Genomic DNA, 25,400 nt, shown 5'->3' on the forward strand with positions numbered 1-25,400 from the left:
TGAGTTCCTTTTGGGAACTTACTATGGACGCATGACAGCCTCGGGTCAACGGGACCGGCGGCGAGCACGGCGGGAAAGGAGACGGCGATGGCCCGACGCACCAGCCTGGAGGACTCCTCCTGCGCCATCGCACAGGCCCTGGACGTCGTCGGCGACTGGTGGACCCTGCTGATCGTGCGCGACACCGCCCGCGGAGTGCACCGCTTCGACGACCTGCAACGCGAACTCGGCGTGTCCCGCAAGGTGTTGACCGAACGCCTGCGCCTGCTCGTGGAGGCCGACGTGGTCACCCGGGTGCCGTACCAGGAGCGCCCGACGCGGTACGAGTACCGGCTCACCCCCCGTGGCCGCGCCCTGCTGCCCGTCCTGGTCGCCCTCCAGGACTGGGGCGACGCCTGGGTGCTGGGCGACGGGGGCACGACGGCCACGGCGCCGGAGGCGTCCGCGGAGGCCCGGCGCGTGCACGACCTGCTCGGCACGCGGGTCCCGGAGCTGCAACTCGTGGACCAGAGCGGGGAGTTGCGTGACCCCGTCGCCCCGGACACGCCGTACACCGTGCTGTACTGCTTCCCCGGGGCCTACGCCCGCGCCGAGGCGTACCCCCCGGGCTGGTCGGAGATCCCCGGCACGCCGGGCTGCACCCTGGAGTCCTGCACCTACCGCGACCGCCTGGCCGGCTTCACCGCGGCGGGCGCCACGGTGCACGGCGTCTCCACCCAACGCCCGGACGAGCAGCGGGCGTTCGCGGACAAGGAGCGGCTCGGCTTCCGCCTCCTGTCCGACGCCGGCCTGTCGCTGATCGCCGCGCTGCGCCTGCCGACGTTCCGCGCGGCGGGCACGAGCCGGCTCAAGCGGCTGACCCTCGTCGTGGACCGGGAGCGGGTGGTGCGGGACGTGCAGTACCCGGTCACGGACATCACGGCGAGCGTCGAGGCGGCCCTCGACGCCGTCACCCGCCTGGCGTCGTAGCCGTCACCCGCCGTGCGCCGTGGCGGCACCGGCCAGCACCCGCGCCAGCATCTCCCGCGCGTACTCCTCGTCGTACGGCACCCCGGTCAGCAGCACCTGAAGACAGATCCCGTCCAGCAGCGCGACCAGCGCCCGTGCCGTCACCGGGTCGGTGTGCCGGGCGATCAGCGCGGCGACGTCGTCGGCCCACTCGGCCGCCACGGGCCGCAGGGCGGGTCGGCGCAGGGCGGCCAGGTAGAGCTCGTACTCCAGCTCCACGCCCGTCGGGTCGCCCGCGAGCCACTCGCCGATGCAGCCGGCGAGTTCGGCGGCGAGGTCCGGGCACGGACCGGCCAAGCGGCCCCGGGAGGCGAGCACCTTGGCGAAACCCTCGCTGGCCTGCCGCAGCGCGGCGACCATCAGCTCGTCGAGGGTCGTGAAGTGGTACGTCGTCGAGCCGAGCGGCACATCGGCCTCGGCGGCGACCGAGCGGTGGCTGAGCCCGGCCAGGCCGTTGCGCGCCACCACCCGGATCGCCGCGTCGATGATCCGTTGGCGCCGGTCGGGGTCGTAGCGCCGGGGCATCAGTGCGCGCCCCCCAGATTGAGCACGACCACACCGATGATGATCAGCGCCATCCCCGCGGCCTTGGCGACCGTCATCCCCTCACCGAGGAAGAGCATGCCGATGGTGGCGATGGCCGCGGTGCCGACGCCGGACCAGATGGCGTAGGCCGTGCCGACCTGGACGCTCTTCAGCGTCTGGGCGAGCAGCACGAAGGAGACGACGTAGCCGAGCACGGTCAGCAGCGAGGGCACCAGCCTGCTGAAGCCGTCGCTGTACTTCATGGCGGTCGTGGCGCCCACCTCGGCGGCGATGGCCGCGCCGAGCAAGAGGTATCCCATGTGTACGAGTGTACGCATGGTGTGTACGACCGTACACAACCCCGTGCACGACCGCGCGGGATCACGCCCCGGCCGCCGCGGCGACGACCGGGTGCGCCGCCACCGGCCCCGGCTCGCGCACCCGTGTCCACCGGTCCGCCAGCCGGCGCTTGGTGTGGGCGGCGCGGCGCAGGGCCGACACGCGGCGGTAGCGCAGGAGTTCGGCGGGGTCGGGGCGGACGGCGCCGGAGAGCTCGTAGCCGTGGCCGGCCAGCCGGTCCCCCAACACCGCCTCGCACAGCCGTATCTGATCCGGCGTCAGCCGCTGCTGCCAGCTGCCCGCCCGGGAGGCGTCCAGCGCGCCGTGGGTGCGGCGGTGCCAGGTCTTGCGGGCGGGCACCGCGGCGGGGGCCAGGCGGTACGGCTCGGTCATCTCGGCGGCGTACTCCTCGCCGAGGTAGGCGCACAGCTCGCGCAGGCGCGGCTCAGGGTCGGCGAGGAGGTCCTCGTAGCGCAGTTCGTGCCAGGTGCCGGAGCCGAGTGCGCGGGCGTAGCGGCGGGTGACGTCCATGACCTGCGCCCAGGTGGCGACGGCCTCGTGGAAGCCGCGGTGCCACCAGGGCATGCCGAGCAGCGAGGCGACGCAGTCCCGGCCGTCGCGGACAAGGTGCACGAACTGCGCGGTGGGGAACAGCCGCAGGATCTCCTCGACATGCAGGGCGTACGCCGGCCGTTTGTCGCCCCAGCGCACCTTGCCGTGGCTGTCGGCGTACGACTTGAGCGTGATCCCCAGCGCCGAGCCCAGCGTCGGCGGGCCGTCCGCGATCCGCTCGGCGACCCGGCCGGCGTCCAGCCCCAGTTCGTGGAAGCGGGTCTCCTTGCGGCCGGTGATCCACCGGGCCAGCCGGGCCCGGTTGCCGGCGTCCCTGAGGTCGCCGAAGCTCAGCCGTCTCTCGTAGGCGGGCAGCACGAAGCGGGTCTCGGGCGGCAGGGCGATGCGCGGGTGGGCGTGCAGCATCAGCTGCAGCAGGGTGGTGCCGGAGCGGGGGCAGCCCAGGACGAACAGGGGTCGTACGGAGGTCGGTGCAGTAGTGGCCACGGCGCCACGCTGCCGGGAGCACATGAGACGCGGCTGGGCCCGCGCTGAGAACACGATATGGAAACCGCTCGCTGAAACGGCTGCTCCACCGCCACGGACTCCACTAGTGTTCCACCGTTCACACACCCGGGTCATCGCCGCCGCGGCCGTGGGTCGCCGTGCTGCGCCGCTGAAGGAACGAACAGCGCATGCCAGATAACAAGTCCCGGCCCTCTGCGGACCAACCGTGGGAGAACGGCTGGTCGCCGGACTCCTCCCGGGCACCGGGTACACGGCGGCTCTGGCTGGCGGGGTTCCTCGCCGTGGCCACCGTCGTCGCCTGCGTGACGACGATCGCCGTGAACGACAGGCCGGTTGACAGGTCGTCGAGTGCGCCGCCGGCCTCGCCGGAGGCGACCGTGCCGGGGCTGATCTCGTTCGCCACGCCGTCCCGGACCACGGCGGCCGCGCACCGGAGCCAAGCGGCGAAGCCCTCCGCCCACCCCACGCCGACCGAACCCCACCCCCAGGGCTCGGCCTCCGCACCGGCCGCGACCCCCGCCAAGTCCTCGTCCGCCAAGCCGGGTTCGTCCCGGCCGGCGACCACTTGGAAGTCGGTGCGCTCGGTGAACTACCCGGACCGCTACTGGCACGTCAGCGGCGACTACGTCAAGCTCGACCCGGTCGGCGGCTCGCAGGCGCGCGAGGACTCCACCTTCAAGCTGGTCAAGGGCCTGGCCGACGCCTCGTGTTACTCCTTCGCGACCCATGACGGGACGTACCTGCGCCACCGCGACTTCCTGCTGCGCGACGAACGGAACGACGGCTCGGCCCTCTTCGGACAGGACGCCACGTTCTGCCCCCGCGCCTCCTCCGTCCCGGGCGCGATCATGCTGGAGTCGGTCAACTACCCCGGCCGCTACCTCCGCCACCAGAACTTCCAGCTGAAGCTGGACCCGTACCAGAACAGCGACCTCTACCGCCAGGACTCGGCGTTCCGTCTGGTCGACGGGCCGGCCTGACAGCACGAAGCGGCGGCACTCCTCGGGGTGCCGCCGCTTCCGTACGCGGTCCGTCAGACGTTGAAGCCCAGTGCGCGCAGCTGTTCGCGGCCGTCGTCCGTGATCTTGTCGGGGCCCCACGGCGGCATCCACACCCAGTTGATGCGCAGCTCGCTGACCAGGCCGTCGGTGGCGGACTTGGCCTGGTCCTCGATGACGTCCGTGAGCGGGCAGGCCGCCGAGGTCAGGGTCATGTCCACGGTCGCCACGTTCGAGTCGTCGATGTGGATGCCGTAGATCAGGCCGAGGTTGACGACGTCGATGCCCAGCTCGGGGTCGACGACGTCCATCAGGGCCTCGCGGAGCTCCTCCTCCGAGGCCGGCTTCATCTCCACGGTGTCGGTCATGCCGTCTTCCTTTCGGCGTCGGCGCCACCCAGTGCCTGGGCCGTCGCGTCCTTCCACGCCATCCAGCTCAGGAGGGCGCACTTCACCCGCGCCGGGTACTTGGAGACACCGGCGAACGCGACCGCGTCCTCCAGCACCTCCTCCATCGCGTCGTCCGGCTCGATCCGGCCCTTGGACTGCATCAGCTCCAGGAAGGTCTCCTGGACCTTCTGCGCTTCCGACAGATCCTTGCCGACCAGCAGCTCGTTGAGGACGGAGGCGCTGGCCTGGCTGATCGAGCAGCCCTGGCCCTCGTACGACACGTCCTCGATCGTCGTGCCGTCGTACTTCACGCGGAGGGTGATCTCGTCGCCGCACGTCGGGTTCACGTGGTGTACCTCGGCGTCGCCGTCCCGGAGACCACGCCCGTGCGGGTTCTTGTAGTGGTCCAGGATGACTTCCTGGTACATCGAGTCCAGCTTCACGGTCTCAGCTCACGCCCTTCAGCCGAAGAAGTTCCGAACGTGCTCCAGGCCGTCGACCAACGCGTCGATCTCCGCCGGCGTGGAGTACAGATAGAACGACGCTCGCGTGGTCGCAGGAATTCCGTAGCGCAGGCAGACGGGGCGGGCGCAGTGGTGGCCGACCCGGACCGCGATGCCCTGCTCGTCGAGGACCTGGCCCACGTCGTGGGGGTGGATGTCGCCGAGCGTGAAGGAGATCGCCGCGCCCCGGTCCTCGGCCGTCGTCGGGCCGATGATCTTCAGGTCGGGGACCTCCGCCAGCCGCCGGACCGCGTAGTCGGTCAGCGCGTGCTCGTGGGCGAGGATCTTGTCCATGCCGATCGAGTTGAGGTAGTCGATCGCCGCGCCCAGACCGACGGCCTGCGCGATCGGCGGGGTGCCCGCCTCGAACTTGTGCGGCGCCGGCGCGTACGTCGACGAGTGCATCGACACGGTCTCGATCATCTCGCCGCCGCCCAGGAACGGCGGCAGGTCCTCCAGCAGCTCCTGGCGGCCCCACAGGACGCCGATGCCGGTCGGGCCGCACATCTTGTGGCCGGTGAAGGCCACGAAGTCGGCCTGGAGGGCCTGCACGTCCAGCGGCATGTGCGGGGCGGCCTGGGAGGCGTCGATGCAGACGAGGGCGCCGACCTCCTGGGCGCGCCGGATGATCGTCTCGACCGGGTTGACCGTGCCCAGGATGTTGGAGACCAGCACGAAGGAGACGATCTTCGTCTTCTCGGTGATGACCTCGTCGATGTCGGACAGGTCGAGGCGGCCGTCGTCGGTCAGCCCGAACCACTTCAGCTTCGCGCCCGTGCGCTGCGCGAGCAGCTGCCACGGCACGATGTTGGAGTGGTGCTCCATCTCCGTGATGACGATCTCGGTCTCGGCGTCCACCCGGTAGGGCTCGTCGGCCCAGCCGAGCATGTTGGCCACGAGGTTGAGCGACTCGGAGGCGTTCTTGGTGAAGATCACCTCGTCGCGCGAGGGCGCGTTGACGAACTCGGCGACCTTGTCACGCGCGCCCTCGTACAGCGCCGTGGCCTCCTCGGCGAGCACATGCACACCGCGGTGGACGTTGGCGTTGTAGCGCTCGTAGTACTCGCCGAGGGCGTCCAGCACCTGGCGCGGCTTCTGCGAGGTCGCCGCGTTGTCCAGGTAGACGAGCTTCCGGTCGTCATGGACCAGGCGGTCCAGGATCGGGAAGTCCTTGCGGATCGCCTCGGTGTCGAGGAGGCCCGGCAACTGTGTCACTCGGATGCGCCGCCCTTCGTGTAAGCCTCGTAGCCCTCGTTCTCCAGCTTGTCGGCGAGCTCGGCGCCGCCGGACTCCACGATGCGGCCGCCCGCGAAGACGTGGACGTGGTCGGGCTTGATGTAGCGCAGGATGCGCGTGTAGTGCGTGATCAGCAGGGTGCCGACCTCGCCGGACTCGCGGACGCGGTTGACGCCCTCGGAGACGACGCGCAGGGCGTCGACGTCGAGCCCGGAGTCGGTCTCGTCGAGGATGGCGATCTTCGGCTTGAGCAGTTCGAGCTGGAGGATCTCGTGGCGCTTCTTCTCACCGCCGGAGAAGCCCTCGTTGACGTTGCGCTCGGCGAAGGAGGGGTCCATGTGGAGGCGCTCCATGGCCTCCTTGACCTCCTTCACCCAGGTGCGCAGCTTGGGGGCCTCGCCGCGGATGGCGGTGGCCGAGGTGCGCAGGAAGTTGGAGACCGAGACGCCGGGGACCTCGACCGGGTACTGCATCGCCAGGAACAGGCCGGCGCGGGCGCGCTCGTCGACGGACATCTCCAGGACGTCCTCGCCGTCGAGGGTGACCGTGCCGCCGGTGATCGTGTACTTGGGGTGGCCCGCGAGGGAGTAGGCGAGGGTCGACTTGCCGGAGCCGTTGGGGCCCATGATGGCGTGCGTCTCGCCCTGCTTCACGGTCAGGTCGACGCCCTTGAGGATCTCCTTCGTGGCGTTGTCGGCCTCGACGGTGACGCGCAGGTCTCGGATTTCAAGCGTTGCCATGGGTAGCCTCAGGACTCCTGGGTGACGGAGACGAGCACGTCGTCCCCTTCGATCTTTACGGGGTATACGGGGACGGGGCGCGTCGCGGGGAGGCCGGACGGCTTGCCGGTGCGCAGGTCGAAGCTGGAGCCGTGCAGCCAGCACTCGATCTGGCAGTCCTCCACCTCGCCCTCGGAGAGCGAGACGTTCGCGTGCGAGCAGATGTCGTGGATCGCGAAGACCTCGCCCTCGGTCTGCACGACCGAGACGGGCGTGCCGTCGAGTTCCACCCGCTTCGGGGTGTCCTCCTCCAGCTCGCTCAGCGCACAGGCGCGGACGAAGGTGGTCATGCGACCGACGCCTCCAGCTCCTCTTCGATCTTGGCGAGCAGGCGCTCCTCGATGTCCGGGACACCGATCTGCTGGACCAGCTCGGCGAAGAAGCCCCGGACGACGAGGCGGCGGGCCTCGTACTCCGGGATGCCGCGGGCCATCAGGTAGAAGAGCTGCTCGTCGTCGAAGCGGCCGGTGGCGCTGGCGTGCCCGGCGCCGACGATCTCGCCGGTCTCGATCTCCAGGTTCGGCACGGAGTCGACCCGGGCACCGTCCGTCAGGACGAGGTTGCGGTTCATCTCGTACGTGTCCGTGCCCTCGGCCTTGGCCTCGATCAGCACGTCGCCGATCCACACCGCGTGCGCGTCGTCGCCCTGGAGCGCACCCTTGTAGGCGACGTTCGACTTGCAGTGCGGGGTGTTGTGGTCGACCAGGAGGCGGTGCTCCTGGTGCTGGCCGGCGTCGGTGAAGTACAGGCCGTACAGCTCGGCCTCGCCGCCGGTGCCGGCGTAGGAGACGCGCGGGTGCAGCCGTACGACGTCGCCGCCGAAGGTGACGACCACCGACTTGAAGGACGCGTCCCGGCCGACCAGGGCGTTGTGCTGGGCGACGTGGACGGCCTTGTCGTCCCAGTCCTGGACGGAGACGACGGTCAGCTTGGCGCCGTCGCCCAGGACGTAGTCGACGTTGGCGGCGAGCACCGCGTCACCGGTGTGGTCGATGACGACGACGGCCTCGGCGAAGGCGCCCAGCTCGATCACCTGGTGGCCGAAGGCGGTGCCGCCCTCGCCGTGCACGGCGATCCGGATGGGCTCGGTGAGGACCGTCTCCTTGGGGACGGTGACCACGCCGGCCTTCTCGAACGCGGAGTACGCCTGCGCGGCGACGCGGTCCACCGGGGTGCCCGCCCTGCCGAGCCGCGCGTCGTCGCGGCCGACGGTCTCGACGGTGACGCCCTCGGGGGCCTCCACCTCGACCTTGACGCCCTCGCCGGTCGCGACGGCGGTGCCGTCGTGCAGACCGCGCAGGCGCTCCAGCGGGGTGAACCGCCACTCCTCCTCGCGGCCGTGCGGGACCGGGAAGTCCGCCACGTCGAAGGAGGGGGGCGCGCTCATGCGCGTGGCGACGGTCGACTCGGCGGCGACCGCGATCGAGCCGGCGGTCGTGGAACCGACCGGGATGTTCTGGGCCTCAGCCATGGCTGTCGTAATGCTCGCTTTCCGTAACGTAAGGGCTGGACGGGACCGCGTGTCGGGATTAACCGACCGCGCCCTCCATCTGCAGCTCGATCAGCCGGTTGAGCTCCAGCGCGTACTCCATCGGCAGTTCCTTGGCGATCGGCTCGACGAAGCCGCGCACGATCATCGCCATCGCCTCGTCCTCGGACAGACCGCGGCTCATCAGGTAGAAGAGCTGGTCCTCGGAGACCTTGGAGACGGTCGCCTCGTGGCCCATGGACACGTCGTCCTCGCGGACGTCGACGTACGGGTAGGTGTCGGAGCGCGAGATCGTGTCGACGAGCAGCGCGTCGCACAGGACGTTGGACTTGGAGCCCGGGGCGCCCTCGCCGATCTCGATCAGACCGCGGTAGGACGTACGGCCGCCACCGCGCGCCACCGACTTGGAGACGATGTTGGACGAGGTGTTGGGCGCCATGTGGACCATCTTGGCGCCGGCGTCCTGGTGCTGGCCCTCGCCCGCGAAGGCGATGGAGAGGGTCTCGCCCTTGGCGTGCTCGCCCATCAGGTAGACGGCCGGGTACTTCATCGTCACCTTGGAGCCGATGTTGCCGTCGATCCACTCCATGGTGGCGCCCTCGTAGGCGACGGCGCGCTTGGTGACCAGGTTGTAGACGTTGTTCGACCAGTTCTGGATGGTCGTGTAGCGGCAGCGGGCGTTCTTCTTGACGATGATCTCGACGACCGCGGAGTGCAGCGAGTCCGACTTGTAGATCGGGGCCGTGCATCCCTCGACGTAGTGCACGTAGGCGCCCTCGTCGACGATGATCAGGGTGCGCTCGAACTGGCCCATGTTCTCCGTGTTGATCCGGAAGTAGGCCTGGAGCGGGATCTCCACGTGGACGCCCGGCGGGACGTAGATGAAGGAGCCGCCGGACCACACCGCGGTGTTCAGCGCGGCGAACTTGTTGTCACCGGCGGGGATGACGGTGCCGAAGTACTCCTTGAAGAGCTCCGGGTGCTCCTTCAGGGCGGTGTCGGTGTCCAGGAAGATGACGCCCTGCTCCTCCAGGTCCTCGCGGATCTGGTGGTAGACGACCTCGGACTCGTACTGGGCGGCGACACCGGCCACGAGGCGCTGCTTCTCCGCCTCGGGGATGCCGAGCTTGTCGTACGTGTTCTTGATGTCCTCGGGCAGGTCCTCCCAGGACTCCGCCTGCTTCTCCGTGGAGCGCACGAAGTACTTGATGTTGTCGAAGTCGATGCCCGACAGGTCCGAGCCCCAGTTCGGCATGGGCTTCTTCTCGAAGAGCTTCAGGCCCTTCAGACGCAGCTTGGTCATCCACTCCGGCTCGGACTTCTTGCCGGAGATGTCGCGGACGACGTCCTCGTTCAGGCCGCGCTTCGCTGCGGCACCGGCCTCGTCGGAGTCCGCCCAGCCGTATTCGTACTTGCCCAGGCCTTCGAGCTCAGGGTGGGCGGTCTCCTCGATGGGGAGAGTCATGCGGGGTTCCTCCCGGCCGTGCTTGCAGATGCGTGGTGAGAAATCTGGGAAATCCTGGGGATGAACGTCGTGCAGACGCCGTCGCCGTGGGCGATGGTCGCCAGCCGCTGGACGTGGGTCCCGAGCAGTTCGGCGAAGAACTCCGTCTCCGCCTCGCACAGCTGGGGGAACTGCTCCGCGACGTGGGCGACCGGGCAGTGGTGCTGACACAGCTGCTCGCCCACGGGAGCGCTCCGCGCCGTAGCAGCGTACCCGTCGGCGCTCAGCGCCTTGGCCAGGGCCTCGGCCCGCCGGTCGGGGGCGACGCCCTCGATCGCCTCGCGGTACGCGCTCGCCTGTGCGGCGATGCGGGCGCGGGCGAAGGCGGCGACCGCCTCCTGGCCGCCCTCACGCTCGGCGATCCAGCGCAGCGCGTCCGCGGCGAGCTTGTCGTACGACTGGTCGAAGGCGTCGCGGCCGCAGTCGGTGAGCGCGAAGACCTTGGCGGGGCGCCCGCGCGTGCGCGTGCCGTACACGCGCTGCTCGCGGGCCTCCACGACGTCGTCGGCGGCGAGCGCGTCGAGATGCCGGCGTACGGCGGCCTGGGTCAGGCTCAGCCGCGCGGCGAGCTCGGCGACGGTCGACGGCCCGTGGTCCAGGATGGACCGCGCGACCCGGTTGCGCGTGGAGCGCTCACCGGTCGCGAACTCCTCCTGAGGGGTCCCCGTGGGGGTCTCCCGAGCCTCGCCGACGTTTTTCACAACGCCATTGTTGCGTAATTCCTCAGGACCGGGCAAGCCGCGTCCGGGCCGGTGGACGGTGCCCTGCGTCACTTAGGCATACCTAATCCAACCTGCGGAAACGATCTTTCGGTCCCTTGAACGACGACGTCACGGGCGGCATGGTCACGTGAGGGGAACGGTCGGATCCCGCACCCGCCCGCCCGGCGCGCCGACCGCGTACCTAGACTCTGGAGCCATGCGAAGTGAGCCCGTGGTCCAGGTTCGGGCCCTGGTGAAGCGGTACGGCGCGAAGACCGCCGTGGACGGCCTCGATCTGGTGGCCCGGGCGGGCGTGACCGCCGTCCTCGGCCCGAACGGCGCGGGCAAGACCACCACCGTGGAGACCTGCGAGGGATACCGCAGACCGGACTCGGGCACGGTCCGCGTGCTGGGCCTGGACCCGGTGCGCCAGGCCCGCGAGCTGCACCCCCGCATAGGCGTGATGCTCCAGTCCGGCGGCGTGTACTCCGGCGCCCGCGCGGAGGAGATGCTGCGCCACGTCGCCAGGCTGCACGCGCACCCCCTGGACGTGAACGCCCTCATCGAGCGGCTCGGCCTCGGCTCGTGCGGCCGGACCGCCTACCGCCGCCTCTCCGGCGGCCAGCAGCAGCGGCTCGCCCTGGCGATGGCGGTCGTGGGCCGCCCGGAGCTGGTGTTCCTGGACGAGCCGACCGCCGGCCTGGACCCGCAGGCCCGCCGCGCCGCCTGGGACCTGGTCCGCGACCTGCGCGCCGACGGTGTCTCCGTGATCCTGACGACCCACTACATGGACGAGGCCGAACAGCTCGCCGACGACGTCGCGATCATCGACGCCGGCCGGGTCATCGCGCAGGGCACCCCCGAGGAGCTGTGCCGCGGCGGCGCCGAGAACACCCTGCGCTTCACCGGGCGCCCCGGCCTGGACGTCGGCTCGCTGCTCAAGGCGCTCCCGGCGGACTGCACGGCGGCCGAGCTGACGCCGGGCTCCTACCGGGTCGTCGGCAAGGTCGACCCGCAGCTGCTCGCGACGGTGACGTCCTGGTGCGCCCAGCACGGGGTGATGCCGGAGAAGATCTCCGTGGAGCGGCACACCCTCGAAGACGTCTTCCTGGAACTGACCGGCAAGGAGCTGCGCTCGTGACGACGGCCACCGGTACCCACGCCCCCCGGCCGGGGGCCGCGCCCCTGCCCCGCATGATCGGTGCGCAGGCCGTCCTGGAGACGAGGATGCTGCTGCGCAACGGCGAGCAGCTGCTGCTGACGATCGTGATCCCGACCCTGCTGCTGGTGCTGTTCAGCTCCGTCGACATCGTCGACACGGGCGCGGGCGAGGCGGTGGACTTCCTAACCCCCGGCATCCTCGCCCTGGCCGTCATGTCCACGGCGTTCACCGGGCAGGCGATCGCCACGGGCTTCGAGCGGCGCTACGGCGTCCTCAAGCGCCTCGCCTCCTCCCCGCTCCCCCGCTGGGGCCTGATGACGGCCAAGACGGCGTCCGTGCTGGTCACCGAGATCCTCCAGGTGGTCCTGCTGACGGTGATCGCCTTCGCCCTCGGCTGGTCCCCGCACGGCAACCCCGCCGCCGTCCTGCTCCTGCTGGTCCTCGGCACGGCCGCCTTCTCCGGGCTCGGCCTGCTGATGGCCGGCACGCTGAAGGCGGAGGCCACCCTCGGCGCCGCCAACCTGGTCTTCCTGCTGCTGCTCGTGGGGGGCGGGGTGATCGTGCCGATGGACAAGTACCCGCAGGGCGCCCAGGACGTGCTGGGCCTGCTGCCGATCTCGGCCCTGTCCGACGGCCTGCGCGACGTCCTCCAGCACGGTGCGGGCATGCCGTGGGGCGACCTGGGCGTCCTGGCGGTGTGGGCCGTCCTCGGGCTGGCCGCGGCCGGCAGGTTCTTCCGCTGGGAGTGACGGGAGCCGGGCCCGATGGACCCTCGTGAACGCGTGCACAAGCGGCGGCCTACGATGGTGCGCGTGCCAAACGTGACCCGCGCCGGCGCCCTGGCCGCCGTGCGCAACCCGCTCGCCTTCATCGCCGCACGCTGGACCCCGGCCCCCCGGACGGTTCAGCGGGCGGCTCTGTCCGCGCTCGTCATGTCGGTGGTCATCGTGGTCACCGGCGGGGCGGTACGGCTGACCGGCTCCGGCCTCGGCTGCCCGACCTGGCCCAAGTGCACCGCGGACTCGCTCACCGCCACCAGCGCGATGGGCTTCCACGGCGCCATCGAGTTCGGCAACCGCATGCTGACGTACGTGCTGTGCGCGGCCGTCGGCTGGGCGATCATCGCCGCGCGCTCCGAGAAGCCCTGCCGGCGCGCCCTGACCCGGCTGGGCTGGGCGCAGTTCTGGATCGTGATGGGCAACGCGGTGCTCGGCGGGATCGTGGTCCTGGTCGGCCTCAACCCCTACACGGTCGCGGCGCACTTCCTGCTCTCCTCGGCGCTGATCGCTGTGGCCACGCTGATGTGGCAGCGCACCCGGGAAGGCGACGGGGCGCCCCGGCCGCTGGTCGGCAAGCCGGTGCAGCAGCTGGTGTGGTTCCTGGTCGCCGCCTCCGTGCTGCTGATCGCGGTCGGCACGGTGGTGACCGGCGCGGGGCCGCACGCGGGCGACTCCAAGGAGGTCGAGCGGATCCCGATCGACTGGGAGACGGTCGCCAAGCTGCACGCCGTGCTCGCCTGGATCGTGGTGACGCTGACGTTCGCCCTGTGGTTCATCCTGAAGGCCGTCGACGCCCCCAAGGGCCCGCTGGCGCGCACCCGCGAGCTGTTCCTGGTCCTGCTCGCCCAGGGCGTGATCGGCTACGTCCAGTACTTCACCCACCTGCCCGAGGTCCTCGTCGGCCTGCACATGCTCGGCTCCGGCCTGATCTGGATCTGGGTGCTCAGGGTGCTGCTCGCGCTGCGCGAGCGCCCGGAGGTGGTGGCCGACCTGCCGGGCCCTTCGGCTGAGGTGACGGTCGGCACGCGCGCGTAGGCGGACGCGAGCGGCTCAGTCCAGGCCGTGGCTCACGGCACGCGCGCGTAGGCGCGGCTCACTCCAGGCCGTACACCCGGCGGGCGTTCCCCTCCGCCACCATCCCCGCCACCCGCTGGGCGTCCGCCAGCGACCACGCCCCCTCGGCCACCCAGCCGCCCAGCACCCGGCCCAGCGCCTCGCGGAACAGCCGGGCGCCCACCACGTGCAGTTCCGGCAGGCCGTGGGCGCCGCTGGAGAAGAGGATCTTGCCGAAGGGGGCCAGCTCCAGGATCTCGGCGAGGACGGTCGCCGCCCGCGCCCCCGTGCGGGCCAGGGCCGCCCCGGAGTCGGTGTAGACGTGCGGGAAGACGCCGGCCAGGTGGGCGGCGTGACGGTGGTACGGGTAGCCGTGCAGCAGGACCAGGTCCGTGCCCAGGCCCGCCGTGGCGCGGACGAAGTCGGTGAGCAGCACCGGGTCCGTACGGTCGATCCGCTGTCCCGGCTCGCCCAGCCCCGCGTGCAGTTGCAGGGGCAGCCCGGAGGCGACGGCGATCCACAGCAGGTGCCGCAGCAGCACCGGGTCCGTCAGGTGGCCGCCGACCCGGCGCGCCGCGAGCCACCGGCCCGCCGCGCCCCGCACCTCCCCCGGCCCCGGCGGCTCCGGCGCCAGCGCGAGGCCGTGCCGTACGCCCGCGACGGAGGTGAAGGCGACGGCGCTCGCGGCGGCGCCGTGCACCGACTCGGCGAGGTTGGCGAGGAAGGACTCGACGGTGCCGGAGGTGTCGGCGACCTGTTCGGCCAGCAACTCCAGGCGGACGATCTCGCGGGCCTCGGCGTCGCCCGCGCGGGCCATCTCGGAGGGGCCGGTGAGGTCGCCGGGCAGGCCCGTGTCGACCAGGTACGTCGTGATGCCGCTGCCGCGCAGGAGCCTGCGGCCCGCTTCCAGGACGCCCAGTTCGCGTCGGCGGGCCAGGTAGCGGGCGGGCGGGCAGTGGGGCTCCAGGCCCAGCAGCGGGGGGCACCAGCGGCGTACGGCGAAACCCGTCTGGGTGTCGAAGAGGGTGGTGCCCGGCGCGGGTGGGCCCTCGGTGCGGGACAGCTGGGCCTCGAAGGTGCCGAGACCCAGCTCTGTTCTGAGGACGCCGTGGCAGTACTGGTCCACCAGGGACGGCGTTTCGATCATCCGGGGCTCCCCGTTAGACGCTGCCTTACAGGGCCTAACGGGTGAACGGCGCCTAGGTGTCGCCCGGGCGCCGGCGGCGTTGCGGGGGTGCTCAGCCGCCGAGCTGGATGCCGGCCATCCGCTTCCACTCGTACGAGCTCGTCGTCACCTTCGCCGCGAACTCGCCGTCGAAGGACTCGTGGACGGTGATCCCGGACTTGGCCACCGCCTGCTCGGCGATCTCGTACGTCGGGGCCACCAGGTCGCCCCAGCCGCCGTCCTCGCCGACCAGCACGATGCGGGCGCCGCGTTCGCCGATGTAGGCCACCTGGCCCTCGGCGCCGCCGTGCGCCTTGGAGAAGGCGTCGATCCTCTTGGCGAGCCTGGCCACCTTGCGCTCGGACCTCGCGTCAACCTGCTGCGTTTCTGCCATGGGCAGGATGCTACTCACCGGTAGTCAGGCTGGCGAGGGCAGGGCTCTGTGATCTGCGTCAGCGCAGGAAGGGGTCCACCGCGACGGCCACGAACAGCAGCGAGACGTAGGTGATCGACCAGTGGAACAGGCGCATCTCCTTCAGCTTCACGCCCGTCACCTCGGCCTTGGCCCGGTTCTGCAGCGCGTGCGCCTCCCACAGCCACCAGCCGCCCGCCACCAGGGCGACCGCGGTGTAGAACCAGCCGGTGTAGCCGAGGGGGGTGAGCAGGAGGGAGACGGCGACCATGACCCAGCTGTAGATCACGATCTGCCGGGCGACGACCTTGTTGGAGGCGATCACGGGCAGCATGGGCACGCCCACGCGCGCGTAGTCCTCCTTGACCTTCATGGACAGCGGCCAGTAGTGCGGCGGCGTCCAGAAGAACATGACGAGGAAGAGGATGACCGGCGCCCAGGACAGGGAGTTGGTCACCGACGACCAGCCGATCAGCACCGGCATGCAGCCGGCGATGCCGCCCCAGACGATGTTCTGCGAGGTACGGCGCTTGAGGATCATCGTGTAGACGACGACGTAGAAGAGGAGCGCGCCCAGGGCGAGCCAGGCGCTCAGCCAGTTGACGGTGAGGCCGAAGAGCAGGGTGGAGACGACCGCGAGGGTGATGCCGAAGGCCAGGCACTCGCGCGGGCTGACCATGCCGGTCACCAGCGGGCGCTGCGAGGTGCGGTCCATCAGCGCGTCGATGTCGCGGTCGATGTACATGTTCAGCGCGTTGGCGCCGCCCGCGGACAGGTAGCCGCCGACACAGGTGAGCAGCACCAGGCCGAGGTCCGGCACGCCCTGCCGGGCCAGGAACATCACCGGAACGGTGGTGATGAGCAGGAGCTCGATGATCCGCGGCTTGGTCAGCGCCACGAACGCCTTGACACGGGCCCCGAACGGCCGGTGACGCGGGCTCTCGCTCGCACCGATTACCCCCGCTGGACGGGATTCGACGGCCGTCACGCACACCCCTACAGAGACATCCCAGCAAGCCTCCCCCGTGTGAAGTCCCGGTAAAGGCTCGCGCGTACCACGCCACTGTAGACGTTGCCCATACCCCGACCTTCGCGGGGGTGGGGTCGTGTTGGGAGGGGGTCGCCGGCCCGCCGTCCGGCGATCCGCTCATCCGTCGTACTGAAGCTCGATTGAGCAGTCGGATGAGCGGCTGCGTATTCAGATGCCGAATGACCGTCAGTGCAGTCGGGAGGCGGATCCCCCGGAGTCCCGGCAGTCTGGAATGACTCGAAAAATTGCACGTACTTCCGGGGGTAGGCTCGACAGCGGCCGGTGGGCGCCCAGTGCACCGGCATTCGACATGTGGAGAGGAGCCCTGACTCAGGGTGAGCACCAAGCCGACCACCACAGACCTCGACTGGACCGAGTTGGACCAGCGGGCCGTCGACACCGCCCGCGTCCTGGCCGCCGACGCCGTACAGAAGGTCGGCAACGGCCATCCGGGCACCGCGATGAGCCTGGCGCCCGCCGCCTACACCCTCTTCCAGAAGGTGATGCGGCACGACCCGGCCGACCCGGACTGGGTCGGGCGCGACCGCTTCGTGCTGTCCGCCGGCCACTCGTCCCTGACCCTCTACACCCAGCTGTACCTGGCCGGCTTCGGCCTGGAGCTGGACGACCTGAAGTCGTTCCGGACCTGGGGGTCCAAGACGCCGGGTCACCCGGAGTACGGGCACACCAAGGGCGTGGAGACGACCACCGGCCCGCTGGGCCAGGGCGTCGCCAACGCCGTGGGCATGGCCATGGCCGCGCGCTACGAGCGCGGTCTGTTCGACCCCGAGACCCCGCAGGGCGAGTCGCCGTTCGACCACTTCGTCTTCGCGATCGCCGGTGACGGCTGCCTCCAGGAGGGCATCTCCGCCGAGGCGTCCTCGCTGGCCGGCCACCAGAAGCTCGGCAACCTGATCCTGCTGTGGGACGACAACCACATCTCGATCGAGGGCGACACCGAGACGGCCGTCTCCGAGGACACCGTCAAGCGCTACGAGGCGTACGGCTGGCACGTGCAGCGCGTCGCCCCGAAGCCGGACGGCGACCTGGACCCGCACGCGATCTACAACGCGATCGAGGCCGCGAAGAAGGTGACGGACAAGCCGTCCTTCATCGCGATGCGCTCGATCATCGCCTGGCCCGCCCCGAACGCCCAGAACACCGAGGCCGCCCACGGCTCGGCGCTCGGCGACGACGAGGTGGCCGCCACCAAGCGCGTCCTCGGCTTCGACCCGGAGAAGACCTTCGAGGTCTCCGACGAGGTCCTCAAGCACACCCGGCAGGCGCTGGAGCGGGGCCGCGAGGCGAAGGCCGAGTGGGAGAAGTCGTTCCGGCTGTGGCGGGAGAACAACCCCGAGCGCGCCGCCGATTTCGACCGGATCAGCGCGGGCGAGCTGCCGGCCGGCTGGGAGGAGAAGGTCCCGGTCTTCGAGCCCGGCAAGGGGGTGGCCACGCGTGCCGCCTCCGGCAAGGTGCTCCAGGCCCTCGGCGCGGTCATCCCGGAGCTGTGGGGCGGCTCGGCCGACCTGGCCGGCTCCAACAACACCACCATCGACAAGACGTCGTCGTTCCTGCCCGCGGACAACCCGCTGCCGGAGGCGAACCCCTACGGCCGCACGATCCACTTCGGCATCCGCGAGCACTCCATGGCCGCGGAGATGAACGGCATCGCCCTGCACGGCAACACCCGCGTCTACGGCGGCACCTTCCTGGTGTTCTCCGACTACATGCGCAACGCGGTGCGCCTGTCGGCCCTGATGCACCTGCCGGTGACGTACGTGTGGACGCACGACTCCATCGGTCTGGGCGAGGACGGCCCCACCCACCAGCCCGTCGAGCACCTCGCGTCGCTGCGCGCGATCCCGGGTCTGAACGTGGTCCGCCCGGCCGACGCGAACGAGACCGCGATCGCCTGGCGCGAGATCCTCAGGCGCTACACCAAGGAGTTCGGCAAGGGCGCCCCGCACGGTCTGGCGCTGACCCGGCAGGGCGTGCCGACGTACGAGCCGAACGAGGACGCGGCCAAGGGCGGTTACGTCCTGTTCGAGGCCTCCTCGGGCACGCCGGAGGTGATCCTCATCGCGACCGGCTCCGAGGTGCACGTCGCCGTCGAGGCGCGGGAGCGGCTGGAGGCCGACGGGGTGCCGACGCGGGTCGTGTCCATGCCGTCCGTGGAGTGGTTCGAGGAGCAGGAGCAGGGGTACCGGGACAGCGTCCTGCCGCCGAACGTGAAGGCGCGGGTCGCGGTGGAGGCCGGTATCGGTCTCACCTGGCACAAGTACGTCGGGGACGCCGGACGCATCGTTTCCCTGGAGCACTTCGGTGCTTCCGCCGACGGCAAGGTCCTCTTCCGCGAGTTCGGCTTCACTGCCGAGAATGTGGCCGACAAGGCACGGGAATCCATCGCCGCCGCCCAGCGCTGACGCTCACATACGACACGTAGGAGATGTAATTCCATGACAGACGCACTCAAGCGCCTCTCCGAGGAAGGCGTCGCGATCTGGCTGGACGACCTGTCGCGCAAGCGGATCACGTCCGGCAATCTCGCCGAGCTGATCGACCAGCAGCACGTCGTGGGCGTCACCACCAATCCGACGATCTTCCAGAAGGCGATCTCGCAGGGCGACGGCTACGACCTTCAGGTCTCCGACCTCGCCGCCCGCAAGGTCACCGTCGAAGAGGCCATCCGCATGATCACCACGGCGGACGTCCGCGACGCCGCCGACATCCTGCGCCCGGTCTTCGACGCCACCGACGGCCAGGACGGCCGGGTCTCCATCGAGGTCGACCCGCGCCTGGCGCACAACGAGAAGGCGACCGTCGCCGAGGCCAAGCAGCTGGCCTGGCTGGTCGACCGGCCGAACACGCTCATCAAGATCCCGGCCACGATGGCGGGCATCCCGGCGATCACCGAGGTCATCGGCCTCGGCATCAGCGTCAACGTCACGCTGATCTTCTCGCTGGAGCGCTACCGCGCGGTCATGGACGCCTACCTCTCGGGCCTGGAGAAGGCCAAGGAGCGCGGCCTGGACCTCTCCAAGATCCACTCCGTGGCGTCCTTCTTCGTCTCCCGCGTGGACACCGAGGTCGACAAGCGCCTCGACTCCCTCGGCACCGACGAGGCCAAGGCCCTGCGCGGCAAGGCGGCCGTCGCCAACGCGCGCCTGGCCTACCAGGCGTACGAGGAGGTCTTCTCCTCGGACCGCTGGCAGGCGCTGGAGAGCGCCGGCGCCAACAAGCAGCGTCCGCTGTGGGCGTCGACGGGCGTGAAGGACCCGGCGTACCCGGACACCCTCTACGTCACCGAGCTGGTCGCGCCGAACACGGTGAACACCATGCCGGAGGCGACGCTGGAGGCCACCGAGGACCACGGCGAGATCACCGGCAACACCATCGCCGGCACCTACGAGCAGGCCCGCGCCGACCTCGACGCGCTGGAGAAGCTCGGGATCTCCTACGACGACGTGGTCCAGGTCCTGGAGGACGAGGGCGTCGAGAAGTTCGAGGCCTCCTGGAACGACCTGCTGAAGTCGACCGAGGCGGAGCTGGAGCGCCTCGCCCCCTCGGAGGGCTGAACCCTTGGCCCCTCTTGCCGGTTCCGGAGCGAACCCGCTTCGTGATCCCGCCGACCGACGGCTCCCGCGCATCGCGGGGCCGTCGGGCCTGGTCATCTTCGGTGTCACGGGCGACCTGTCACGCAAGAAGCTCATGCCCGCCGTGTACGACCTCGCCAACCGGGGTCTGCTGCCGCCGGGCTTCTCGCTGGTCGGCTTCGCCCGCCGCGAGTGGGAGAACGAGGACTTCGCCGCCGAGGTCCACGACGCGGTCAAGGCGCACGCCCGCACGCCGTTCCGCGAGGAGGTCTGGCAGCAGCTCATCCAGGGGATGCGCTTCGTCCAGGGCACCTTCGACGACGACGACGCCTTCGAGCGGCTGCGCGGCACCATCGAGGAACTCGACAAGGCGCAGGGTACGGGCGGCAACTTCGCCTTCTACCTGTCGGTGCCGCCGCGCTCCTTCCCGGTCGTCATCCAGCAGCTGAAGAAGCACGGGCTGGCGGACCAGACGTCCGGCTCCTGGCGGCGCGCGGTCATCGAGAAGCCGTTCGGCCACGACCTGAAGTCGGCCGAGGAGCTCAACAAGGTCGTGCACGAGGTCTTCGCCCCGGACCAGGTCTTCCGCATCGACCACTACCTGGGCAAGGAGACCGTCCAGAACATCCTGGCGCTGCGCTTCGCCAACACGATGTTCGAGCCGATCTGGAACCGGTCCTTCGTGGACCACGTGCAGATCACCATGGCCGAGGACATCGGCATCGGCGGCCGGGCGGGCTACTACGACGGCATCGGCGCCGCCCGGGACGTCATCCAGAACCACCTGCTCCAGCTGATGGCCCTCACCGCGATGGAGGAGCCCGCCTCCTTCGACGCGGACGCGCTGGCGGCGGAGAAGACCAAGGTGCTCGGCGCGGTACGGCTGCCCAAGGACCTGGGCCGGGACACCGTGCGCGGCCAGTACGCGGCGGGCTGGCAGGGCGGCGAGAAGGCGGTCGGCTACCTCCAGGAGGAGGGCATCGACCCGCACTCCAAGACCGACACCTACGCGGCCATCAAGCTGGAGGTGGACAACCGCCGCTGGGCGGGCGTGCCGTTCTACCTGCGCACGGGCAAGCGCCTGGGCCGCCGGGTGACGGAGATCGCCGTGGTCTTCCAGCGGGCCCCGCACTCCCCCTTCGACACGACGGCCACCGAGGAGCTGGGCTCCAACGCGATCGTCATCCGGGTCCAGCCGGACGAGGGTGTCACGGTCCGCTTCGGCTCGAAGGTGCCGGGCACCTCGATGGAGATCCGGGACGTGTCGATGGACTTCGCCTACGGCGAGTCATTCACCGAGTCCTCCCCGGAGGCGTACGAGCGCCTGATCCTCGACGTGCTGCTCGGCGACTCGAACCTCTTCCCGCGCACCGAGGAGGTCGAGCTGTCCTGGAAGATCCTCGACCCGATCGAGGAGTACTGGGACACCCACGGCAAGCCCGCCCAGTACCCGGCCGGTACCTGGGGGCCCGTCGAGGCGGACGAAATGCTCGCACGAGAGGGACGGAGCTGGCGCCGGCCATGAAGATAGACCTCACGGACACCACGGCCAGCAAGATCAACAAGGCGCTGGTGCAGGGGCGGCGGGCCATCGGCACGCCCGCCGTCGGCATGGTGCTGACGCTGGTCATCGTGACGGACGAGGAGAACGCCTACGACGCTCTGAAGGCCGCGAACGACGCCTCGCGCGAGCATCCCTCGCGCACCCTCGTCGTCATCAAGCGCGTCTCGCGCACGCCCCGCGACCGCACGTCGTCCCGGCTGGACGCCGAGGTGCGGGTGGGCGCGGACGCGGGCACGGGCGAGACGGTCGTGCTGCGCCTGTACGGCGAGATCGTCGACCACGCGCAGTCGGTGGTGCTGCCGCTGCTGCTGCCGGACGCGCCCGTCGTCGTCTGGTGGCCGGTGAACGCGCCGCTGGACCCGGCGAACGACCCGCTGGGCGCGCTGGGCCAGCGCCGGGTGACGGACACGTACGCCTCGGAGGAGCCGGTGCGGGAGCTGACGGCCCGCGCCGGCACCTACACGCCCGGCGACACCGATCTGTCCTGGACCCGCATCACGCCCTGGCGGTCGATGCTGGCCGCCGCGCTCGACCAGGTCACCTGCGAGGTGAAGGCCGTCGAGGTGGAGGGCGAGGAGTTCAACCCGAGCTGTGAGCTGCTGGCGATGTGGCTCGCGGACCGGCTGGACGTGCCGGTGCGGCGCTCGCTGTCGGGCGGGCCGGGGCTGACGGCGGTCCGGATGGAGACCAACTGCGGTCCCATCACCCTGGACCGGGCCGACGGCTCGCTGGCGACGCTGTCCATCGAGGGCCAGCCGGCCCGTGCGGTGGCGCTGAAGCGGCGGGAGACGGCGGAGCTGATCGCGGAGGAGCTGCGGCGGCTGGACCCGGACGACACGTACGCCTCGGCGCTGCGGTTCGGGGTGGAGCGGCTGAACGCGACGGCGGCTCCCTTCCGGGAGCCGGAGGCCGAGCCGGCGCCCGGTGCCGAATCCGGGCCCGCCGCCAAAGGAGAACCGGGCTCCGAGGAGCCCGTCGCCGTCGAAACGCCCGTCGAGGCTGCTGCGAAAGCTCCCGCGAAGGAGGCGGCGGCGCAGGCACCGGTGACGAAGGCGGCGGCGAAGTGAGCACTCCCCAGCTGGTCGTGCACCGCGACAAGGAACTGATGGCGCAGGCCGCGGCGGCCCGGCTGATCACGAAGATCGTCGACGCGCAGGCGTCCCGCGGCTCGGCGTCGGTCGTGCTGACGGGCGGCCGCAACGGCAACGGCCTGCTGGCCGCCCTGGCCGCCGCTCCCGCCCGGGACGCGATCGACTGGGGCCGGCTCGACCTGTGGTGGGGCGACGAGCGCTTCCTGCCGGAGGGCGACGGCGAGCGCAACGTCACGCAGGCCCGCGAGGCCCTGCTGGACGCGGTGCCGCTGGACCCCAAGCGCGTGCACGCCATGCCCGCCTCCGACGGCCCGTACGGCGACGACGTGGACGCGGCCGCCGCCGGGTACGCGGAGGAGCTGGCCCGGGCCGCCGGCCCCGAGAACCACGGCGCGGTGCCCACCTTCGACGTCCTGATGCTGGGCGTCGGCCCGGACACGCACGTGGCCTCGCTGTTCCCGGAGCTTCCGGCGGTCCGCGAGACCGAGCGCACGGTGGTGGGCGTCCGCGGCGCCCCCAAGCCGCCGCCGACGCGGGTGACGCTGACGCTGCCCGCGATCCGCTCCGCCCGTGAGGTGTGGCTGCTGGCGGCGGGCGAGGACAAGGCGGAGGCGACGGCGATCGCGCTGTCCGGCGCGGGCGAGATCCAGGCCCCGGCGGCGGGCGCCCGCGGCCGGCAGCGCACGCTGTGGCTGCTGGACGCGGCGGCGGCCTCGCAGCTCCCCCGCTCCCTGTACCCACCGGCCTCGCCGTGAGCGTGCGGTGGGGGTTCCCGTCCATCCCGTCGGGAACCCCCACCGGCTCACTTCACGGAACCGGCCATCACGCCTTGCACGAAGTGCCGCTGGAAGGCGAAGAACACCACCACCGGCACCACCAGGGACACGAAGGCGCCGGGTGCCAGGACGTCGATGTTGCTGCCGAACTGCCGTATCTGTGACTGGAGTTCCACGGTCAGCGGCTGGGCGGAGCTGTCCGCGAAGAGCAGCGCCACCAGCATGTCGTTCCACACCCACAGGAACTGGAAGATGGCGAGCGAGGCGATCGCCGGGCGTCCCACGGGCAGCACCAGCCGGGTGAAGATGCGCCATTCGCTGCCGCCGTCCATCCGCGCCGCCTCCAGCATCTCCTTGGGCATCTCGGCGAAGTAGTTGCGCAGCAGGAACACGGCGAACGGCAGCCCGTAGGCGACGTGGAAGAGCACGACGCCGGGGATCGTGCCGAACAGGCCCAGTTCGCCGAAGAGTTTGGCCACCGGCAGCAGGCCGATCTGCACGGGCACCACCAACAGGGCCACCACGACCAGGAAGACGGCCTCCCGGCCCGGGAAGTCCAGCCAGGCGAAGGCGTATCCGGCGAGCGCGGCGAGGACGACCACCAGGGCCGTGGCCGGCACCGAGATCAGCACCGTGTTCCAGAAGGCCTGCGTCATCCCGGAGTTCTTCAGCAGTGCCGAGTAGTTGGCGAAGGACAGCTGGTCCGGGCTGGTGAACACCGTCCACCAGCCGCTGCTCGCCGAGTCCCGGGACGACCGCAGCGAGGACAGGAACAGTCCCGCGAGCGGGGTGAGCCAGACCAGGCCGATCAGGACGAGGAAGGCCTGTACCAGGGCGCTGCTCAGTCCCCGTCGTAGCGCGTTCATCGCTGACTCCTTCGGAAGCGGCGGACGTTGAAGACCATGGCGGGGACGACGAGCAGCAGGAGCAGGACGCCGAGCGCGCTGCCCAGGCCCTGGTTGTTGCCGCCGCCGAAGGACACCAGCCACATCTGCGTCGCCAGCACGGTCGCGTCCTCCTGCACCGGCCCGGGCGCGATGATGTAGACGAGGTCGAAGACCTTCATGACGTTGATGACGAGGGTCACGAAGACCACCGTCAGCACCGGCGCGAGCAGCGGCACGGTGATCCGCCGGAAGATCTGCCACTCGTTCGCGCCGTCCATCCGCGCCGCCTCCAGCGCGTCCCGGGGCAGGGTGGCGAGCCCGGCTCCGATCAGGACCATCGCGAAGCCGGTCCAGATCCACAGGTACGCGCCGATGATCGCCGGGGTGACGAGCGCCGGTCCGAGCCAGGAGACGCCCTGGTACGGCTGCGCGAAGTTCGAGGCGGGCAACCGGAGGGTGTACGAGCCCTGTGGGAGGCCGGTGAAGCGGAAGGAGCCGTCGGCGGCGGTCGTGGTCCGGGCGACCGTCTTGCCGTCGCGCACGGCCTCGACGCTCATCTTCGGCAGCCCGCTCTCCCGTCGGTCGACCCTGCCCTGGACTCCTCCCCCGCCGGGGGTGAAGTCCAGGTAGACGACCCCGCGCACCTCGTCGGCCGCCGCCGTGCGGTGGGCGGCCGCGTAGGCGGGTTCGGCGCCCTCGGGCAGGTCCTTCGGCGCGACGCCCACCAGGCCGAGGGCGACCGAGCCGCCGGGCGCGACGGCCGCGCTGGTGCGGTACGAGCCGTCCTTCAGCGCGCTCAGCCCCTGCCCGTCCCGCGCCCGGGCGGTCGGGTACTCCGCCGTGCCCTTGAAGGCGTCGTGCACCGACACCACGGCCGCGTTCAGCACGCCCTTGTCCGGGTCCTCGTCGTAGGCGAGGCGGAAGATGATCCCGGCGGCGAGGAAGGACACGGCCATCGGCATGAACAGCAGCAGCTTGAAGGCGGTCGCCCAGCGCACCTTCTCCACCAGCACCGCGAGGATCAGGCCGAGCCCGGTCAGCAGGGCCGGGGCGACCACGACCCAGATGGCCGTGTTCCGCACGGCCTTCAGGGTCGCCGGGTCGCGGAACATCTCGGCGTAGTTCTCGCCGCCGACGAAGCGGGTGCCGGAGGCGTCGAAGAAGCTGCGGCCGATGGAGAACAGCACCGGGTAGACGACGAGCGCGCCGAGCAGGAGCAGCGCCGGGAAGGCGAACAGCAGGGCGACGGTGCGGGCCCGGCGCCGCGAGCGCCGGGCGCGTGCGACGAGCCCGGCCGTGGGCGGACTCGTCTCTTTCACGAGGGTGGCGGTCACGGC

General features: G+C 70.8%; 27 protein-coding genes. 10 read left to right on the forward strand and 17 right to left on the reverse strand.

Going from position 1 to position 25,400, the window contains the following annotated elements:
• Positions 1–87 precede the first annotated feature (87 nt).
• On the forward strand, positions 88–969 hold the full coding sequence (locus tag ACYF6T_RS07475) for a winged helix-turn-helix transcriptional regulator (protein ID WP_461694450.1): 882 nt from the start codon (positions 88–90) through the stop codon (positions 967–969).
• 3 nt (positions 970–972) lie between these two features.
• Here the strand turns inward: ACYF6T_RS07475 and ACYF6T_RS07480 are convergent, their stop codons facing one another.
• From ACYF6T_RS07480 to ACYF6T_RS07495, 4 genes are all read right to left on the reverse strand, one after another.
• Positions 973–1,533, reverse strand: coding sequence for a TetR/AcrR family transcriptional regulator (locus ACYF6T_RS07480; protein WP_461694452.1), 561 nt, complete (start codon positions 1,531–1,533; stop codon positions 973–975).
• Positions 1,533–1,853: a DMT family transporter gene (locus tag ACYF6T_RS07485; protein WP_461694454.1), complete on the reverse strand. Its 321-nt coding sequence runs from the start codon at positions 1,851–1,853 to the stop codon at positions 1,533–1,535. Before ACYF6T_RS07485 ends, ACYF6T_RS07480 begins: the two co-directional genes overlap by 1 nt.
• Before the next feature lie 61 nt (positions 1,854–1,914).
• Entirely contained in the window at positions 1,915–2,931 is a 1,017-nt protein-coding gene (locus tag ACYF6T_RS07490) for a sulfotransferase family protein (protein ID WP_461694456.1), read from the reverse strand.
• A gap of 118 nt (positions 2,932–3,049) precedes the next feature.
• Positions 3,050–3,355 (reverse strand): hypothetical protein, encoded by a 306-nt coding sequence (locus ACYF6T_RS07495; RefSeq protein WP_461694458.1) that lies wholly within the window; start codon positions 3,353–3,355, stop codon positions 3,050–3,052.
• Here ACYF6T_RS07495 and ACYF6T_RS07500 point away from each other — a divergent pair.
• Complete coding sequence (locus ACYF6T_RS07500; protein ID WP_461694460.1) at positions 3,330–3,932, forward strand: AbfB domain-containing protein; 603 nt, start codon at positions 3,330–3,332, stop codon at positions 3,930–3,932. The genes ACYF6T_RS07495 and ACYF6T_RS07500 overlap by 26 nt on opposite strands.
• A 53-nt stretch (positions 3,933–3,985) precedes the next feature.
• On the opposite strand, the gene ACYF6T_RS07505 is transcribed toward ACYF6T_RS07500, so the two are convergent.
• Genes ACYF6T_RS07505 through ACYF6T_RS07540 form a run of 8 tightly spaced genes read right to left on the reverse strand, consistent with a single transcriptional unit; the run spans position 3,986 to position 10,551 of the window.
• Positions 3,986–4,318, reverse strand: a complete 333-nt coding sequence (locus ACYF6T_RS07505) for a metal-sulfur cluster assembly factor (RefSeq protein ID WP_461694462.1) — start codon at positions 4,316–4,318, stop codon at positions 3,986–3,988.
• On the reverse strand, positions 4,315–4,782 hold the full coding sequence (gene sufU, locus ACYF6T_RS07510) for a Fe-S cluster assembly sulfur transfer protein SufU (protein WP_461694464.1): 468 nt from the start codon (positions 4,780–4,782) through the stop codon (positions 4,315–4,317). Before sufU ends, ACYF6T_RS07505 begins: the two co-directional genes overlap by 4 nt.
• An 18-nt stretch (positions 4,783–4,800) precedes the next feature.
• On the reverse strand, positions 4,801–6,057 hold the full coding sequence (locus ACYF6T_RS07515; protein WP_461694466.1) for a cysteine desulfurase: 1,257 nt from the start codon (positions 6,055–6,057) through the stop codon (positions 4,801–4,803).
• Complete coding sequence (gene sufC, locus ACYF6T_RS07520) at positions 6,054–6,818, reverse strand: Fe-S cluster assembly ATPase SufC (RefSeq protein ID WP_461694468.1); 765 nt, start codon at positions 6,816–6,818, stop codon at positions 6,054–6,056. The genes ACYF6T_RS07515 and sufC overlap by 4 nt, the downstream gene beginning before the upstream one ends.
• Positions 6,819–6,826: 8 nt before the next feature.
• Positions 6,827–7,147: a bifunctional 3-phenylpropionate/cinnamic acid dioxygenase ferredoxin subunit gene (locus ACYF6T_RS07525; protein WP_461694470.1), complete on the reverse strand. Its 321-nt coding sequence runs from the start codon at positions 7,145–7,147 to the stop codon at positions 6,827–6,829.
• Positions 7,144–8,328, reverse strand: coding sequence for a Fe-S cluster assembly protein SufD (gene sufD / locus ACYF6T_RS07530; RefSeq protein ID WP_461694472.1), 1,185 nt, complete (start codon positions 8,326–8,328; stop codon positions 7,144–7,146). Before sufD ends, ACYF6T_RS07525 begins: the two co-directional genes overlap by 4 nt.
• A gap of 58 nt (positions 8,329–8,386) precedes the next feature.
• Positions 8,387–9,811, reverse strand: a complete 1,425-nt coding sequence (gene sufB / locus ACYF6T_RS07535; RefSeq protein WP_461694474.1) for a Fe-S cluster assembly protein SufB — start codon at positions 9,809–9,811, stop codon at positions 8,387–8,389.
• Entirely contained in the window at positions 9,808–10,551 is a 744-nt protein-coding gene (locus tag ACYF6T_RS07540; RefSeq protein ID WP_461694476.1) for a helix-turn-helix transcriptional regulator, read from the reverse strand. The genes sufB and ACYF6T_RS07540 overlap by 4 nt, the downstream gene beginning before the upstream one ends.
• A gap of 217 nt (positions 10,552–10,768) precedes the next feature.
• Between ACYF6T_RS07540 and ACYF6T_RS07545 the strand changes: the two genes are divergently transcribed.
• From ACYF6T_RS07545 to ACYF6T_RS07555, 3 genes are read left to right on the forward strand one after another with little or no spacing between them, the layout of a single operon-like run.
• Positions 10,769–11,692: an ABC transporter ATP-binding protein gene (locus ACYF6T_RS07545; protein ID WP_461694478.1), complete on the forward strand. Its 924-nt coding sequence runs from the start codon at positions 10,769–10,771 to the stop codon at positions 11,690–11,692.
• A 53-nt stretch (positions 11,693–11,745) separates the two neighbouring features.
• Positions 11,746–12,462: an ABC transporter permease gene (locus tag ACYF6T_RS07550; protein ID WP_461694770.1), complete on the forward strand. Its 717-nt coding sequence runs from the start codon at positions 11,746–11,748 to the stop codon at positions 12,460–12,462.
• Positions 12,463–12,516: 54 nt separating this feature from the next.
• A complete protein-coding gene (locus tag ACYF6T_RS07555) occupies positions 12,517–13,527 on the forward strand; it encodes a COX15/CtaA family protein (protein ID WP_461694480.1) in 1,011 nt (336 codons plus the stop codon).
• A gap of 58 nt (positions 13,528–13,585) precedes the next feature.
• On the opposite strand, the gene ACYF6T_RS07560 is transcribed toward ACYF6T_RS07555, so the two are convergent.
• From ACYF6T_RS07560 to ACYF6T_RS07570, 3 genes are all read right to left on the reverse strand, one after another.
• Positions 13,586–14,692, reverse strand: coding sequence for an amidohydrolase family protein (locus tag ACYF6T_RS07560; protein WP_461694482.1), 1,107 nt, complete (start codon positions 14,690–14,692; stop codon positions 13,586–13,588).
• A 91-nt stretch (positions 14,693–14,783) separates the two neighbouring features.
• Positions 14,784–15,104 (reverse strand): hypothetical protein, encoded by a 321-nt coding sequence (locus tag ACYF6T_RS07565; protein ID WP_461694484.1) that lies wholly within the window; start codon positions 15,102–15,104, stop codon positions 14,784–14,786.
• Between the two features lie 58 nt (positions 15,105–15,162).
• On the reverse strand, positions 15,163–16,116 hold the full coding sequence (locus ACYF6T_RS07570) for a heme o synthase (protein ID WP_461694486.1): 954 nt from the start codon (positions 16,114–16,116) through the stop codon (positions 15,163–15,165).
• Between the two features lie 371 nt (positions 16,117–16,487).
• Between ACYF6T_RS07570 and tkt the strand changes: the two genes are divergently transcribed.
• Genes tkt through pgl form a run of 5 tightly spaced genes read left to right on the forward strand, consistent with a single transcriptional unit; the run spans position 16,488 to position 23,155 of the window.
• Positions 16,488–18,575 carry a transketolase gene (gene tkt, locus ACYF6T_RS07575; protein ID WP_461694488.1) on the forward strand — a complete coding sequence of 696 codons (2,088 nt, stop codon included), beginning with the start codon at positions 16,488–16,490 and terminating at the stop codon, positions 18,573–18,575.
• Between the two features lie 33 nt (positions 18,576–18,608).
• Positions 18,609–19,727 carry a transaldolase gene (gene tal / locus ACYF6T_RS07580; protein ID WP_461694490.1) on the forward strand — a complete coding sequence of 373 codons (1,119 nt, stop codon included), beginning with the start codon at positions 18,609–18,611 and terminating at the stop codon, positions 19,725–19,727.
• 4 nt (positions 19,728–19,731) lie between these two features.
• Positions 19,732–21,270: a glucose-6-phosphate dehydrogenase gene (gene zwf, locus ACYF6T_RS07585; RefSeq protein ID WP_461694492.1), complete on the forward strand. Its 1,539-nt coding sequence runs from the start codon at positions 19,732–19,734 to the stop codon at positions 21,268–21,270.
• Positions 21,267–22,376: a glucose-6-phosphate dehydrogenase assembly protein OpcA gene (gene opcA / locus ACYF6T_RS07590; protein WP_461694494.1), complete on the forward strand. Its 1,110-nt coding sequence runs from the start codon at positions 21,267–21,269 to the stop codon at positions 22,374–22,376. The genes zwf and opcA overlap by 4 nt, the downstream gene beginning before the upstream one ends.
• Entirely contained in the window at positions 22,373–23,155 is a 783-nt protein-coding gene (gene pgl, locus ACYF6T_RS07595; RefSeq protein WP_461694496.1) for a 6-phosphogluconolactonase, read from the forward strand. Before opcA ends, pgl begins: the two co-directional genes overlap by 4 nt.
• A 47-nt stretch (positions 23,156–23,202) precedes the next feature.
• Here pgl and ACYF6T_RS07600 read toward each other — a convergent pair whose 3' ends face one another.
• A complete protein-coding gene (locus ACYF6T_RS07600; RefSeq protein WP_461694498.1) occupies positions 23,203–24,042 on the reverse strand; it encodes a carbohydrate ABC transporter permease in 840 nt (279 codons plus the stop codon).
• Entirely contained in the window at positions 24,039–25,397 is a 1,359-nt protein-coding gene (locus ACYF6T_RS07605; protein ID WP_461694500.1) for an ABC transporter permease subunit, read from the reverse strand. The genes ACYF6T_RS07600 and ACYF6T_RS07605 overlap by 4 nt, the downstream gene beginning before the upstream one ends.
• Between the last annotated feature and the right edge of the window lie 3 nt (positions 25,398–25,400).

Source organism: Streptomyces sp. 7R007 (genome assembly GCF_054850255.1).

Excerpts from the sequence above, each read along its gene's own strand:
- ACYF6T_RS07475 (WP_461694450.1), top strand. The coding sequence starts at position 88 with ATGGCCCGACGCACCAGCCTGGAGGACTCCTCCTGCGCCATCGCACAG.
- ACYF6T_RS07480 (WP_461694452.1), bottom strand. The coding sequence starts at position 1,533 with ATGCCCCGGCGCTACGACCCCGACCGGCGCCAACGGATCATCGACGCG.
- ACYF6T_RS07485 (WP_461694454.1), bottom strand. The coding sequence starts at position 1,853 with ATGGGATACCTCTTGCTCGGCGCGGCCATCGCCGCCGAGGTGGGCGCC.
- ACYF6T_RS07505 (WP_461694462.1), bottom strand. The coding sequence starts at position 4,318 with ATGACCGACACCGTGGAGATGAAGCCGGCCTCGGAGGAGGAGCTCCGC.
- sufC (WP_461694468.1), bottom strand. The coding sequence starts at position 6,818 with ATGGCAACGCTTGAAATCCGAGACCTGCGCGTCACCGTCGAGGCCGAC.
- ACYF6T_RS07525 (WP_461694470.1), bottom strand. The coding sequence starts at position 7,147 with ATGACCACCTTCGTCCGCGCCTGTGCGCTGAGCGAGCTGGAGGAGGAC.
- sufD (WP_461694472.1), bottom strand. The coding sequence starts at position 8,328 with ATGGCTGAGGCCCAGAACATCCCGGTCGGTTCCACGACCGCCGGCTCG.
- sufB (WP_461694474.1), bottom strand. The coding sequence starts at position 9,811 with ATGACTCTCCCCATCGAGGAGACCGCCCACCCTGAGCTCGAAGGCCTG.
- ACYF6T_RS07545 (WP_461694478.1), top strand. The coding sequence starts at position 10,769 with ATGCGAAGTGAGCCCGTGGTCCAGGTTCGGGCCCTGGTGAAGCGGTAC.
- ACYF6T_RS07550 (WP_461694770.1), top strand. The coding sequence starts at position 11,746 with ATGATCGGTGCGCAGGCCGTCCTGGAGACGAGGATGCTGCTGCGCAAC.
- ACYF6T_RS07555 (WP_461694480.1), top strand. The coding sequence starts at position 12,517 with ATGGTGCGCGTGCCAAACGTGACCCGCGCCGGCGCCCTGGCCGCCGTG.
- ACYF6T_RS07560 (WP_461694482.1), bottom strand. The coding sequence starts at position 14,692 with ATGATCGAAACGCCGTCCCTGGTGGACCAGTACTGCCACGGCGTCCTC.
- ACYF6T_RS07565 (WP_461694484.1), bottom strand. The coding sequence starts at position 15,104 with ATGGCAGAAACGCAGCAGGTTGACGCGAGGTCCGAGCGCAAGGTGGCC.
- tal (WP_461694490.1), top strand. The coding sequence starts at position 18,609 with ATGACAGACGCACTCAAGCGCCTCTCCGAGGAAGGCGTCGCGATCTGG.
- opcA (WP_461694494.1), top strand. The coding sequence starts at position 21,267 with ATGAAGATAGACCTCACGGACACCACGGCCAGCAAGATCAACAAGGCG.
- ACYF6T_RS07600 (WP_461694498.1), bottom strand. The coding sequence starts at position 24,042 with ATGAACGCGCTACGACGGGGACTGAGCAGCGCCCTGGTACAGGCCTTC.